The 14,407-nt window shown below is 60.7% G+C and carries 11 protein-coding genes; 8 read left to right on the forward strand and 3 right to left on the reverse strand.

Annotation, left to right across the window (positions count from 1 at the left end):
• Positions 1-4: 4 nt before the first annotated feature.
• The gene (locus LLY24_RS04395; RefSeq protein WP_259035067.1) at positions 5-3,475 is read right to left on the reverse strand and encodes an acyl-[ACP]--phospholipid O-acyltransferase; all 3,471 of its coding nucleotides are present in this window, start codon (positions 3,473-3,475) and stop codon (positions 5-7) included.
• A 148-nt stretch (positions 3,476-3,623) separates the two neighbouring features.
• Between LLY24_RS04395 and LLY24_RS04400 the strand changes: the two genes are divergently transcribed.
• On the forward strand, positions 3,624-4,361 hold the full coding sequence (locus LLY24_RS04400) for an XRE family transcriptional regulator (RefSeq protein ID WP_259035068.1): 738 nt from the start codon (positions 3,624-3,626) through the stop codon (positions 4,359-4,361).
• Here the strand turns inward: LLY24_RS04400 and LLY24_RS04405 are convergent, their stop codons facing one another.
• Complete coding sequence (locus LLY24_RS04405; RefSeq protein ID WP_259035069.1) at positions 4,362-5,297, reverse strand: LysR substrate-binding domain-containing protein; 936 nt, start codon at positions 5,295-5,297, stop codon at positions 4,362-4,364.
• Positions 5,298-5,393: 96 nt separating this feature from the next.
• Between LLY24_RS04405 and LLY24_RS04410 the strand changes: the two genes are divergently transcribed.
• Positions 5,394-6,332, forward strand: a complete 939-nt coding sequence (locus LLY24_RS04410) for a DMT family transporter (RefSeq protein WP_259035070.1) — start codon at positions 5,394-5,396, stop codon at positions 6,330-6,332.
• Positions 6,333-6,388: 56 nt separating this feature from the next.
• A complete protein-coding gene (locus tag LLY24_RS04415) occupies positions 6,389-7,273 on the forward strand; it encodes a putative RNA methyltransferase (RefSeq protein WP_259035071.1) in 885 nt (294 codons plus the stop codon).
• 18 nt (positions 7,274-7,291) lie between these two features.
• Here the strand turns inward: LLY24_RS04415 and LLY24_RS04420 are convergent, their stop codons facing one another.
• Positions 7,292-8,461 carry an MFS transporter gene (locus LLY24_RS04420; protein WP_259035072.1) on the reverse strand — a complete coding sequence of 390 codons (1,170 nt, stop codon included), beginning with the start codon at positions 8,459-8,461 and terminating at the stop codon, positions 7,292-7,294.
• A 93-nt stretch (positions 8,462-8,554) separates the two neighbouring features.
• On the opposite strand from LLY24_RS04420, the gene LLY24_RS04425 reads away from it, so the two are divergent.
• The 5 genes from LLY24_RS04425 to LLY24_RS04445 are packed head-to-tail and all read left to right on the forward strand — an operon-like array spanning position 8,555 to position 14,340.
• Entirely contained in the window at positions 8,555-9,382 is an 828-nt protein-coding gene (locus LLY24_RS04425) for a helix-turn-helix transcriptional regulator (RefSeq protein WP_259035073.1), read from the forward strand.
• A gap of 52 nt (positions 9,383-9,434) precedes the next feature.
• On the forward strand, positions 9,435-9,545 hold the full coding sequence (locus tag LLY24_RS04430; RefSeq protein WP_259035074.1) for a helix-turn-helix domain-containing protein: 111 nt from the start codon (positions 9,435-9,437) through the stop codon (positions 9,543-9,545).
• Positions 9,542-10,954: an ATP-binding protein gene (locus LLY24_RS04435; protein ID WP_259035075.1), complete on the forward strand. Its 1,413-nt coding sequence runs from the start codon at positions 9,542-9,544 to the stop codon at positions 10,952-10,954. Before LLY24_RS04430 ends, LLY24_RS04435 begins: the two co-directional genes overlap by 4 nt.
• A gap of 21 nt (positions 10,955-10,975) precedes the next feature.
• Positions 10,976-12,220 (forward strand): dicarboxylate/amino acid:cation symporter, encoded by a 1,245-nt coding sequence (locus LLY24_RS04440; protein ID WP_259035076.1) that lies wholly within the window; start codon positions 10,976-10,978, stop codon positions 12,218-12,220.
• Positions 12,221-12,270: 50 nt separating this feature from the next.
• A complete protein-coding gene (locus tag LLY24_RS04445) occupies positions 12,271-14,340 on the forward strand; it encodes a TonB-dependent receptor family protein (RefSeq protein WP_282563383.1) in 2,070 nt (689 codons plus the stop codon).
• Positions 14,341-14,407 lie beyond the last annotated feature (67 nt).

Here is a 14,407-nt window from a genome sequence, read left to right on the forward strand (position 1 = left end):
GGTTCTAGCGTGCATCATTAGCCAAGCGTTCCTGCGCAAGCGCCTTGGCACCGGCAATATCGACCTTGCCCGAGCCCAAGCGCGGAATCGCCTCCACCGTGAACCAGTCGCTGGGGACCATCAGCGCCGAGGTCTTGGCGTCGCGCAGGGCGGCCTTGAGCGCGGCGGCGTCTAGCGGTGTATCGCTCAATAGGACGATGCGCTCGCCCTTACCGGCATCGGGAACGTTGACCGCCAGAATATCGATCTCGGGATCGGGCAGCACCGCTTTGACCGCCGCCTCTACTTGGCCCAGCCCCACCATTTCACCGCCCACTTTGGCAAAGCGCGAGTAGCGGTCGACGATGGTCAAGAAGCCATCCTCATCGAGGAAGCCTTTATCATTGGTCACGTACCAGCGCTGGCCGTCGGCTTCATATAGCGCCTTGGCCGTACGCGCAGGGTCGTCCAGGTAGCCCTGCATTACCTGTGGGCCGTTGATCAGCACCATGCCAGCCTGATCGGTGGGCAGTTCGTCGAAGCTTTCGGGGTCGACGATCTTGACGCTGGTGCCGGGCAGCGGCATGCCGACGCTACCCACCTTGGCGCCGCGCTGCACCTGAAGATAATTGATATCCAAGGCGTCCGGCAGGTTCACCGCTGCCACCGGCGCGGTTTCGGTGGCGCCGTAGCCCTCGAAGATCGGCTTGTGGAATTTCTCCAAGAACGCTGCGCGCACGCTATCGTCGACCTTTTCCGCCCCGGCGACGACCACGCGCAAGCTGTCGAGCATTAACGGGTGCACTTTGGGGTTGCGGGCGAACAGACGTAGAAAGGTCGAGGTGGCGCACATGATGGTGGCGCGGTGTTTGGCGACCATCTTGGCGATCCCGGCGGTGTCGGTCGGGTCCGGGTGGCACACCAGCGGCAGCCCCTCGATCAGCGGCAAGAACTGATTCACCGTCATACCGAAGGCGTGGAACAGTGGCAGCGATGCCATCATCACGTCATCGTGCTCGGTATTGAGCGCATCGGACGTCTGCATGACGTTGGCCATTAGGTTGCGGTGGCTCAGCATCACGCCCTTGGGCTGCCCTTCGCTACCGCTAGAGAAAAGAATCGCAGCCGTCGCCTCGGCGTCGTGGGCGCGGCTAAAGCACAGGCGCAAGAGGGCGGTGGGCAGCAGGCGTACCGCCAGCCACGTCGCTACGCGCTCGACGCGGCCTATCGCGCTCATCAGCGTTTCCAGCTCGATCACTTGGCGCCCGGCAAATAGCGCATCAATGTCCACGCCGCGGGCGGTGAGCTTCTCGACGAAGCGTTTGGAGGTGACGATGGTATCGATCTCGGCCTGCGCCAGTGCCGCACTCAGCGCGTCGCGGCTAGCGGTGTAGTTCAGGTTCACCAGGGTCTTGCCTGCCAAGAGCGTCGCCATGTTGGCCAACACCCCGGCACTGCTGGTGGGTAGCAATAGCCCCAGGTTCTGGGTATGGCACTGATGGCGCAGACGCTTGGCAAGCATGATGCTGCCCGCCAATGCTTTGGCTGCGCTCAGCGGGCGGCTGATCGAATCCACCAGGGCAAGCTCGCCGGGGCGGCGTTTGACGCTGCGAATCCAGGCATCCGGCAGGGTGTGAAGCTCCTCCACGGCGTATTCCCAAGAGCGCGCGGCCTGCTCGAAGATGCGCCGTTTGAGCACGTCGGCTGGGGTTTGCTTGGGCAGCGCCTTACCGAAGACGACCACTACCGAGCGGTGCAGCGGGGCGTTACGCAGCGCCTTCAACTTGCTCGACGACCGCGAGAACTGGCTTCCCCAGAGCCCGCGCAGGTAGAAAGGCACGATCTTGACCTCGGGGTTGGCCATTTCGCAGGCGCGCTCGAAGCCGCGACGAAACTCGCCCAACTGCCCGGTACGGCTGATCGCCCCTTCGGGAAAGAGGCACACCACTTCGCCCGCGTTCAGCTGCTCGGCCACGGCGGCAAGCGACTGCTGGGCGTTGCTGCCACGCTCGATGGGAATGCAGCCGAGTGCCTTGAAAAAGCCGCGCAGGTACCAGCGCTCATAGATGCTCTTGAGCATGACGAAGCGCACCGGGCGCGGGCTTGCGATCTGTACCATCGCCCAGTCTACCCAACTGATGTGGTTGCCGAGCAGCAGCACGCCGCCCTGCGAGGGCATGTTCTCCAAGCCATGCACGTTCACCCGGTAGTGGCGGGTGAGCAGAAAACTGAGTAGAAAGCGCACCAAGCTTTGCGGCAGCTTGGCCACGGTATAGAGCCCGCCGACGAACGCCACCACGGCGATCACCCCGAGCAGATAGCGGCTATCCACCCCCGCCAGGGCAAAGAGCGCAGTGAGCAGCAAAAAACCTAGCATTGCCAGGTTCTGCACCCAGTTATTGGCCGCCAGCACCGTACCAAGCGTCTTTTCCCCAGCGTGGAACTGGATCAGCGCGTTCAAGGGCACGATGAAAAGCCCGCCCATGGCGCCGATGAAAACGAAGTTGAGCGCCTGGGCGACAGGCGAGGCGAACAGCGGCAGCATCCAGAGCCCCAACGATACCCCCAGTGCACCGACGGGAATCAGCCCGGTTTCGATGCGATTACGCGAGAAGCGGCTGGCTAGCATCGAGCCCAGCGCGATGCCGATACCGCTGGCGGCGAGAATACCTTGCAGCACCAACACGCTCTCGATACCCAGCGCGCCCTTGGCATAGGCGGGAAACGCCGCCAGCAGCACTTGGCCTACCGACCAGAAAGTGGCAAGCCCGATGATCGAGAGCTTGAGCACCGGGTTTTTGGTGACGATAGCGAGGTTGGTGCGCGTCGCCTTACCGTGCAGGTAGTGCGAAAACGAGAGTTTCTTCTCTGGCTCGGCGGCGCGATCCAGCGGCAGGCGGTAGAGCAGCAGCGCTTCGAGCAGGCTGTTGGCGACCAGCAGCCACCCCAGCGGCGCGATACGCCTAAGAATGTCGTCAGGCGAAGCGTTTGGGGTATCGAGGCGTAGTGCGAATAGCGCGGTAAAGGCTAGGGTGCCGGCGAGTATGGCGACGATAGTGACTGCTTGAACCAGGCCGTTGGCCTCGGCTAAGCGCGACTTACCGAAAAGCGTTTTGATCAAGCCGTACTTGGCCGGTGAGTAGAACGCCGACTGCACCGCCAAGAGCAGAGTCAAACCAAAGGCCGCCCAGAACCAGCCCGCGTAGTAGGCACCAGTGATGCCCAGGGTTATGGCCACCGCTGCCCAGGCAGAAAGGCGCAAAATGCGCACCTTCGGGTACCGGTCAGAGGCAAAGCCCGCTGGAGTAAATAGGGCAATGAAAGGCAGTAGGATCAGCGCGTTCACCAGCGCCGTCAGCGTTATCTGGGTAGTGCCATCGAAGCTTTCGAACAGGGTGTTCTGAATGACGATCTTATGACCCAAATCGATGAAGGCGTTGAGAAAGATGGCCGCCAGATACGCCCAGGCGCCGGGTAGTCGAAGCAGTCGTTGCATAGAGGTTTCGCCTTGATGGTGTGCTTGGGTCGAACTGTCGGTAATGGGAGCAAAGGATGCAACCTTGAGCTCTAAAGTAGCGCTATAGGCATATTTAAGTATCGTTATGTGCTACTTTTCATCGTCTAGCCTTTATCAGGAGAACGTCGTGTCGCAAACGGCCTCGTTACTCGATACGCTCAAGCGCCAGCTGCGTGCCCAAGGGAAAACCTACGCCGACGTGGCCGCCTGGCTCTCGCTCAGCGAAGCCTCGGTCAAGCGCATGTTCGCCGAGCGTCACGTTACCCTGGCTCGGCTCGAGTGCCTCTGTGACCACTTAAATCTCGCTTTCGTTGAGCTGGTACAGGCCATGGAGACTGAAGAGCGGCGTTTGCAGGAGCTCACCGACGCCCAGGAGCAGAGTATCGCCGACGACCACGAGCTCTTTCTGGTCGCCGTGTGCGTTATCAACGGTTACAGCTTCGACGATATCCACCGTCAGTACCAGTTGAGTGAAAGCGAATGTACCCGGCAACTGCTCAAACTCGAGCGTTTGCACCTGATCGAACTGCTGCCAGGCAACCGCATCAAGCGCCGGGTTGCGCCCAACTTTCGCTGGCGCCCTGGCGGCCCCATTCAGCGCTACTTCCAGGCGCACATCGCCAATGAGTTCTTCCGCTCGCGCTTCGATAGCGAAAGCGACAAGCTGCTGGTGCTCAATGGCCTGCTCTCCCGCGCCGGTAACGCCGAGTGGCAGCAGGCCATACAGCGCCTGGCCAAAGAGTTTCACGAGCTATGCGAGCGCGAAAGCGTCCTTCCCATCGAACAGCGCTTCGGCACCACCTCAGTGCTGGCGGTGCGCCAGTGGCAGCACGGGCTCTTTCGCCACTATGCGCGTAAACAGTGATCAGGGCGCGTTAGTATCGAGGCTTGCAGCCTGGGCGATTAGCCACTGGTGGAAACGCTCCACAGCCGGTGGCGCCTTTTCGTTGATTGGTAGGATAAGCGCATAGGAAAGCCCCGATACGAGCGGGTAAAGCTCCCCGAATGGGCGCACCAGTACACCGCTTTCCAAGCGATCTACAATCAGCGGGTAGCTCGCCAATACAACACCATGCCCCGCGATGGCTTGGTCCAGTGCCATACTGTAGAGCGAGTAGCGGCGCTGTTGGGGAAGAGCGGGCTGTGGCTTGCCTGCCTGATGAAACCACTCAGGCCAGCCCGTTGCTCCATCCGAGTTAGAAGTGCACCAGTCGACAGTCAGCAGGGTTTGAAAAAGTAAGTCTTCGGGAGCTTTGATATGCTGGGTTTTAAGAAGCTCGGGCGAACAGACCGGATAAAGTACGTCCTGGCACAGGGGGGCACTGTTGACGCCGGGCCAGGGCGGGCGGCCGTAGCGTAGTGACAGCTTTGCTCGGCTGGATCGCCACGAAGAAGGCGTTAGACGCGCATCAGCATCCAAAGAGATACGAATAAGGGGTTCGCTCTCTTCGAACGCGGCCAAGCGTGGCAAAAGCCACAGTTGCAAGAACGACGGTGGCGCGCTGATCAATAGCTCGAAATGTTCCCCAGGGCGCTGCGTTGCCTGCTCAACGCCGCTCGCGATACGTAAAAGCCCGGCTTCGACCTCCGCCGCCAACAGTTGCCCTGCTGGGTTGACTACAACACCGTTTGCTTGACGTTCGAATAGCGCCACTCCCAGGCGTTGTTCGAGTTGCTTGACCTGACGGCTGATGGCTCCAGGGGTAACGTTGAGCTGGACTGCTGCCCGCTTGAAACTCTGCTCCTTTGCGGCTTGATAAAATGCACGAAGAGCGTTTAGAGGAAGTCTTTCTATTCGCATAGGCTGATTTTTCCTGAGCCTCTGGTTGATAACTAATCGTTTGTACGACGCTGAATGCCTTGTTGCAATGGCCTTTTATTGCAGGGAGGAGAAGCCATGGGCTTCAAGCGTTCCGTTTTATCATCGAATAGCTCGCCATCTAGTCTTGTTTGCGAGCGAAAGTCGGTCGATATTCAGGCCGCTTCACTGATGGTCGTGTTTTGCCTCGTGTTAGGTTTTCAGCAGGTGGCTATCAAAGGCGTGGCTGAAGAAATATCGCCCCTAGTGCAAATTGCCCTGCGTACCTCAATGGCAACACTCATCATCATTGTGTTTGCGTGCTTCAAAGGTATTGGATGGAGAGATGTCCGTTGCCATTGGCGGCCTGGCGTGCTGGTTGGTTTGGGCTTTACCGGCGAGTTTGCTTTTCTTGCCTGGGGTCTTGGTCACTCCCTGGCCTCTCATATGTCGGTGTTTTTATATACTGCGCCTATCTTTGCCGCCTTAGGGCTTCACGCCTGGGTACCCGGTGAACAGCTTGGTAAGCGCCAGTGGTGGGGTGTTGGCCTAGCCTTTATGGGCATGGTGATCGCCATGGCCCCAGGGCAAATATCGCAGGAGCAGTGGCGAGACATTCTCTTTGGCGACTTCCTGGGACTTTTAGCCGGGCTTTGTTGGGCCGCCACTACTGTGATCATTCGTAAAAGTTCACTGTCCGAAGCTCCTGCCGAGTTGACCCTAAGTTATCAACTTAGTGTCACTGCACTTTTGCTTCTGCCCATTGCACTGTTGTCGGGCGAACTGATGGCTGCGCGATTCACCCCGCTAGCACTTTCCAGTCTAGGGTTTCAAACGCTGGTCATCTCTTGTGCCGCATTGCTACTTTGGTTCTCTTTGTTGCGTCGCTATCGCGCCTCGCAGCTTGGCGTATTCTCGTTTCTAGCACCGCTTTTTGGCGTGCTATTTGGTACGCTACTGCTCCAAGAGCCGCTGAGTGCCAATTTCTTGATAGGTGGTAGCGCCATTTTATTCGGTATCGTACTGGTTATGCGCTAAGCGACTCGAATGCGTTTCGTATTTTTCCTTTAAGAATTTTCCCTAAGAGTGTTTCTATGTCGTTATCGACGCTGTCGTTGTCGAGCTCGTTCCAGGCGTTGGTCTGTCCGTTGGATGGCCAGCCGCTCACCCTCGGCGATGGCGCCTGGCGCTGCTCGGCGGGGCATAGCTTCGATGTGGCAAAGCAGGGCTACGTCAATCTATTGCCGGTACAGAACAAGCGCTCAACGGATCCGGGGGATAGCAAAGCGATGGTGGCGGCGCGCCAGCGATTTTTAAGCGCGGGCTTCTATGCGCCGATTGCCCAGAGGGTGAGCGAGATGACGCTGCAAGAGGCGCCTCCAGCGCCGCTTCGCTGCCTGGATGCAGGCTGTGGGGAAGGGTATTATCTACGCCAGTTGGCATCACACGCCGCCAATACGCCGCTCGAGCTCGTTGGGCTGGATATCTCCAAGTGGGCGGTACTCCAAGCCGCAAAGCAGAGCCGCCGGGCGGCTGCCGAGAGCGAGCGAAGCGCCTGCTGGCTGGTAGGCAGCAACGCCAATTTGCCCATCCAAACGGCGAGTCTCGACCGGCTCTGGTGCCTATTCGGTTTCCCCGTGGCCGAGGAGTTCTCTCGCGTGCTTGCCCCTGGCGGCGTTTGGCTTCAAGGAGAAGCCGGGCCGAATCACCTGCGCGAGCTTCGGGAAATCATCTACCCGAGCCTCAAGGCCGAGCGCGATACACCCGCCACGCCGCCGCCAAGCTTTCTCTTGGGCAACGCCGAAACCCTTAGCTATCGCATCACTCTCGACACCCGCGAGGCCATCGCCGATTTGCTGACCATGACCCCGCACCTCTACCGCGCAAGCCCCGAAGGCCGCGCCCGCGCCCAAGCGCTGGATACATTAAGCCTAACGGTAGAGGTGCGTTTGACCGAATGGGTGAAGGCGGCAAACTGATGGTATTAGGCGCCTTCGTTAATGTTGGCGCCGGATGTGCCATTGTAGAAGTACGCCTGCCAAGGCGATCGCTGCGGCTAATAGAGGAAGGACACTTGGGCTTGCCTCTAGGGAAAGCCAGAGCCCGCCTAGAATAGCGCCGAGTGCGCTGCCAAGATAAAGCGCGGACTCGTTGAGCGCCACGGCTAGGTGTCCATCGCCCTGCGCGCGACGAGTGTCGAGCAGCGCGCTATTTTGCGGCACCTGCAGCGCCCAGCCTGCGCTACCCCAGAGCGCAATGGGCACTAACGCCAACCAGGGGTGCAGTGAGGCCATGAAGGGCAGTACTGCGAGGCTAATGGCCAGCAGCGCCATGATGGTTAGAGCTATGCTGGCATCGCGATATCTATCCGCCAGCGGGCCGATCAGCACACTGCCCGCAATGCCACCGAGCCCCCACACCCAGAGATAGAGCGTGATCGACACCATCGGTTCGATGTCGAACATGAACGGTGCGATGAACGTATACATGCCAAGGCTTGCCACCGCTGCCAGTAGCGATACCGAGAGAATCGACAGTGTCGCGGGGTGCTTCAACAGCGCCATTTTATGCGCCAGGGGTACCGACGCTGGGATAGGCAGGGCGGGAAGCTTGAGCAGTAGCCCGACAAACGCTATCGCGCCAAGCGTGGTGATTAGCCAAAACGCTACAGCCCAGCCCCAAAGGCCCGCTAGCTCCAGACTCAGTGGCACGCCAAGCACGGTGCCGCTGGCCATGCCTCCCATCACCAAAGCGATCGATTTACCCTGTCCCATCTTGCTACCGAGCGCCGCGCAGGCGGCGATACCCAGCGCAAGATAAACGCCAGCGCCAACACCGGCCAGCGCTCGCCATGCCATCAATAGAGGGAAGCTCGGAGCGAGGGCGCTTGCCGCGTTGGCCAAGGCAAATAACAAGAGCGCCCCTAGAAGCCCCGCGCGCTGATAGTGGCGAGGCAGTAGCGCGACCACTACCGGTGACGCAAGCCCGTAAGCCAGAGTGAACGCGGTGACCAGTTGCCCTGTTGCCGCTTGTGAAACGTCCAGCGCTTGGGCAATCAGTGGCATGAGCCCGGCGGTAGCGTAGGAAGCCATACCAAGCGCGAAGGCGCCCAGAGCGATCAGTTGAACGGAAATACGCGCCGTCTCAGAAGACGAGGAAGGTGTCATGAAGCCTCTCCATGAAGAAGGAAAGGCGTTATTCTGGCGAGGTGCTATAGGGGGTACAATTTAACCCTTTATACTATTACTAGGAGCAATGCCATGGGGGCAACGCGCGCTTTGGAGCGCACCCGCAGTGAGCTTTCCGAGTTTCTCAAAAGCCGTCGGGAGCGGATCACTCCGCAGGAGGTAGGTTTGCCCGCCGGTACGAGGCGCCGTACTCCTGGGCTCCGTCGCGAAGAAGTCGCGGCCCTGGCCGGGGTCGGGCTGACTTGGTACACCTGGCTCGAGCAAGGCCGCGAGATTCGCGCCTCGAGCGCTTTTCTCGATCGCCTAGCGAGCACGTTGAAACTGGACGCCGCCGAGCGGCGCCACCTTTTTTTGCTCGCCCACCAGCGCTTGCCTGTCGAGCCTGGCAAGACCCGCTGCGACGTGCCCCCTATCTTGCGTAATCTAATGGATGACCTGCCCCATCGGCCTGCCTATTTGCTCAATTTGCGCTGGGATGTATTGGCCTGGAATAACGCCGCCGATCGCCTCTTCGAGTTTTCGGCCAATCCAGCGCAAGAGCGCAATCTCCTCTGGTTGCTGTTTACCGATGAACGTGTCAGGGCATTGTTCGACCCCTGGGAAGCTCAGGTGAAGCAGATGCTGGGAAGCTTCAAGCGCGACGCTGCTAACGCATTCGACGATGCCCCTTTCCAATCCTTGATCGCGCTATTGAAAAATGTCTCCCCAGACTTTGCGCGCTGGTGGCCGAGCCAGGACATCGACGGCCCGTGTCTTGGTGTGCGCCATTTGCGCTTGCCTGGGGCGGGCGTCATCGACGTTGACCATACCTCGCTGATCACCGATGCCGACCGCCATTTGCGCTTGGTGTATTACGCCCCGCGTGGTGCAGCATTCAGGGCGTGGTTTGAAGATGTGTAGTGCGTTATCGACGGCTGAGCTAATGTTACGTGTCTGTAAAATCGATGTATGCGTGAGTAGGCTGCGTCAGCACCTGGGCGGCAATCCGCGCTCGCCTACGCTACTGCATACAGTGCGCCATCAGGGCTATCGGCTGAGTGTCGAACACGTGGAAAAACTATGAGGCAAGGTATTCGGCGCTGCTTACCGAAAACGCTCTACTGGCGGCTGGTGCTGATTTTGATGGTCGGGATGATCGCCGCTCAGGTATTGACTAGCAGCGTCTGGTATCAGGTGCGCCACACCGAAGCGATGGAGATTCCGCTGCGGGTGGCTGCTGCCCGTTTGGCCGATCTTCAGCGTCTGGCTAATCGCAATCCCGAGCTTTTCCAGGCCAGAATCGAGACGTTCGACCGTGACGGTTTTCATCTTTCTCTCGGGTTGCCAAGCGATGACTTCACGGGGTCTGACACCACCGCCCAATCACTTTTGAAACGTGCCTTCGCCGGACAGGGAGGCAACCCCGACGCCGTTACACTTAGGCGGGCCACGCTGATCACGGAAGATGAAGAACCGATAGGCTGGTGGGGGCTGGCCAGCAATGCCGCCTCCGAGGTGCGCTTGGAAATGACGCTGGTGCTGGATGCCGACCGTGCGTTAAACGTCGACATGCAAATGGGCCAGGGCTGGAGTAGCCGCTCGATCTTCGATGACGCCTGGGACTATTTGCTGCGCCTTTATATCGTGCGGATTGCGGTGTTGATGCTGTTGGCGTTAGTGGCGGTACGCCTCGCCGTAGGGCCAGTGAATCGCCTCGCCGAAGCAGCGCAGCGCTTGGGGAACGACATCCGCCAGCCACCGCTGCCCGACCGAGGGCCCATCGAAGTACGCCGTGCGGCAGCGGCGTTCAATACCATGCAGCAGCGGTTGGTAAAGCACCTGGCCCAGCGCACGCGCTTTCTAGCGGCCATCTCCCATGACCTACGCTCACCCATTACCCGGCTGCGCCTGAGGACCGAAATGCTCGCCGACGAGACGCTCAAGGCAAGCTTCAGGCGTGACCTGGAGAGCATGGAGTCGATGGTGGCGGCAACGCTGGATACCCTGCAGCAGCAGGGTCTGGACGAGGCATTCGAAAAAACGGACGTTGCCTCGATTCTGCGCGGCATCCAGGCCGACCAAGCCGAGCAGGGCAGGCACATCGACCTACGCGGCGAGGTGAGCCGCCCCCTCTATGCGCATCCGCAGAGTTTGCAGCGCGCGGTCAACAATCTGGTAGAAAACGCCCTGCGCTATGGGCTTTCACCCGGCGCCGAGACGAGCGTGACGATCGCCGTCGAGCAGACGCCGATGCTGCTTTGCATCAGCGTGCTCGACCGCGGCCCGGGTATCGAGGAGGAGGAACTCGGCCGCGTCACCGAGCCCTTCTATCGACTGGAGGCATCGCGTAACCGCAGCACCGGCGGCTACGGGTTGGGGTTGAGCATCGTACAGACCGTCGCCGAGGCACACCATGGCACCCTCATCCTGCGTAACCGCAAAGGCGGCGGGCTCGAAGCGCGCCTCGAACTACCCTATGGTGATCATGCTTGAGAGGTTTTAAGGATTAACCAGATGACGACACTATTGAAGGGATATCTACGCGCTTCGCTGATACTGCGCATCACCATTGCGCTGGTGCTTGGCGTTGCGGTTGGGCTCGTGGGCGGCGAGTGGGTGGACACGTGGCTTTCGCCGCTGGGCGATCTGCTGCTGCGCCTGCTGACCTTTTTGATCGTACCGATCGTGCTGTTTACGTTGATGGTGGGGGTGAACCAGACCCAAGAGGGGAGTGTGGGGCGTATCAGCCTCAAGGTTTTGGCCTACTACCTGACCTCATCGGCCTTCGCCATCGTGGTGGGGCTTTGCGTGGCCACGCTGTTGAACCCGGGGAGTAACACCACGCCAGATGAAAGCGCGAGCTTTTCGGTACCCGAGAACCCAGGCGTGGTCAGCGCGCTTTTGAACATCGTGCCCGATAACCTCTTTGGCGCGTTCACAGAACTCAACATGCTGGGCATCATCTTCACCGCGCTGGTGTTCGGTATCGCGCTTGCCAAGATGCGCCGCTCGGCGGCCCAGCGTGACGCCGGTGAGCGCCTCTACGGCGTTATCGAGGCGCTCAATGATCTAACCCTCAAGGTCATGTCCGGTGTGCTGCACTACGTGCCTATTGGCGTGTTCGCCATCGTCGCGGGAACGGTGAGTCAGCAGGGGCTGGGCACCCTGCTGGCGCTGGGCGACATGGTGCTGGTGCTTTACGCAGCGCTCGCCGTGCAGCTTCTCCTTTACTGTGGCGCGCTGCGTCTGTTCGGTGTGGGCGTGCTGGGCTTCTTTCGCGAAGCGCGCGCACCTCTGGCCACGGCCTTCGCTACGCAAAGCAGCTCCGGCACGCTGCCGCTAACGGTGAACGCGGCGCAGCGCCTGGGGATTTCGAAAAGCATCTACGGCTTTAGCCTACCGCTGGGCGCGACCATGAACATGGATGGTGCGGCGATCCGTATCGCCATCTCTGCCGTGTTTGCCGCCAACGTGATCGGTATGCCGCTCGATTTTACCAGCATGGTGCAGATCGTTTTGATCGGCACGCTGGTGTCGGTCGGCACCGCAGGCGTGCCCGGAGCGGGCATCATCATGATTGCGACCGTCTTCACCCAGGTGGGGCTTCCCATCGAAGTGGTGGGGCTCTTGACGGCCATCGATGCGCTAGTCGGCATGGGGGCGACGGCGCTCAACGTGACCGGCGACCTTGTCGGCACCGCCATTATCGACAAGAGTGAAGAGAGGCACCAGGGCTTAGCGAACGGAAGAAGCATATAAGCGAGGGAACCGTGTTCAAATTTCTTATACCGTTATCTTCGGCGGGTCTAATGGTAGGCAGCAGCGCCTGGGCGCAGGCGCCGCTGCCGAGCCAAAGTCCGCTGCCGAGTGAAAGCGCCGTTCGTGAGTATCGGGCCGAGGATGGCCACGTCAGTGATCACCAAGTCTTGCCGACGGTCTCGGTTAGCGCGCCGCGTCTGGCGCGTGAGCTTTACGCGACCCCGGCGGCGATATCGACCGTCGAGCGCGAGAGCATCGCACGTGGCCAGCAGCGCGTGCGTCTCGATGAGTCGCTGGCGGGCGTGCCGGGGGTGTATCTACAAAACCGCGACAACTTCGCCCAGGGACAGCGCATCGCCATTCGGGGTTTTGGCTCGCGCGCAGCCTTTGGCGTGCGTGGCATCACCGTTCGAGTCGATGGTATTCCCTATACGCTGCCGGATGGTCAGGCGCAGCTGGATGCCATCGATCTTGAAAGCGCCGAGCGTATCGAGGTGATTCGGGGGCCGGCGGCCGTGGCCTACGGCAACGCTGCCGGTGGGGTAATCGACATCACCACGGCGCGCGGCGATGACGCCGAAGGTTGGTACGCGCGCGCTAGCGGCGGCAGCGATGGCTACCGAAAGGCCTCGTTGCGCCACGGCGGAAGCGTTGGTGACTGGTCGCACCATATCAGCGTGTCGGCGCTGGGCGTCGATGGCTATCGCGAGCGCAGCAGTACCGAAAAGTACCTGCTCAACGCCAACGTGCGTCGCGAGCTTGGCAGCGCGCGTGCGCTCACGCTGATGCTTAACCTGCTCGAAAACCCGCGCTCACAGGACCCCGGCGCGCTGACGCTTGCCGAAGTGAGCCGCGGGCGCGATCAGGCGGCGCCCAATGCCCTGGCGCTGGATGCGGGGCAGCGCGTCGACCAGCAGCTTATTGGCCTGCACTACGAGGATCTTGCCGCAGGGCCGGGGGAGCTGCACGTGCGCGGCTTCTATTCCCAGCGCGACTTCGAGCAGCAACTGCCTTACGTGGGCGATAGCCGCCTTGGCTACCAGCGGGACTACTACGGCGGCAGCGTCGAGTATCGTCAGTCGTTCGAGACGCTGCCGATTCCGCTGAGCTATGTGGCGGGCATCGATGCGGCGCGCCAAGAGGATGATCGTTTCAGGCGCCAGGTGAGTGCCCAGGGCGCGGTGGGGGAGACGCTGGTTACCGAACGGCAAACGGCCTCCTCACTCGGGCTCTTCTGGCAGGGCGATGCCGAACTGACCGAACAGTGGCTGCTGTCGCTTGGTGCACGCTTTGATCGTGTCGCGCTGGATACCGATGACCGCTTACGCCGCGAGGGCGACGCCAGCGGCGAGCGTACCTTTACCGAGTGGAGCGGGTCGCTGGGGCTGAGTTATCGATACCTGCCCGAGCATCAGGTCTATTTCAGCACCGGCACTGCCTTCGAAACGCCGACCTTCACCGAGTTTGCCAATCCGGCAGGCGCTGGGTTCAACCCAGGTATCGAGCCGCAGAAGGCGTGGAATCGCGAGCTAGGTATGCGCGGCTATCTCGCTTCACAGGCGCTTGAGTATGATGTGGCGCTGTTCTCGGTCGAGGTGCGCGATGAGCTCGTTCCCTTCGAGCAGGGCGGGCGCACCTTCTATGAGAACGCTGGAGATACCTCGCGCGACGGCGTGGAGCTGGCGCTTGGCTGGCAGTGGGCTGACGCCTGGCGCTGGGATACGGCGCTGACGCTGGCGCGCTATCGTTTCGACCGCTTCGAGACACCAGCGGAAAGCGTCGACGGCAACCGCCTGCCGGGCCTGCCCGAGCGAACCTGGAATAACCAACTGACGTGGCAGTCAGGCGAGCGCTTCGCCACCGTCGAAGCCCAGTACGTGGGCAGTCAAGTAGCCGATAACGCCAACGAGGTGGGGGTGGATAGCTATTGGCTGGTCAACCTGCGCGCGGGTGATGGCTGGGCACTAGGGGGGAATACGTCGCTCAATGTCTTCGCGGGCGTGCGTAATCTGTTTGATCGTGAGTACTACGGTAACCTGCGTATCAACGCTAATTTCGGCCGCTACTACGAACCCGCACCCGGGCGCACCTTCTACGCCGGTATCGAAACGCGCTTCTAAAAAGCTAGACGCAACCGCGAAACCAACACGGGCAGCCCTAAGGCTGCCCGTGTTGGTTGGCGTTGCG

Source organism: Halomonas dongshanensis, from assembly GCF_024790395.1.
In the GTDB taxonomy this organism is placed as follows: domain Bacteria; phylum Pseudomonadota; class Gammaproteobacteria; order Pseudomonadales; family Halomonadaceae; genus Vreelandella; species Vreelandella dongshanensis.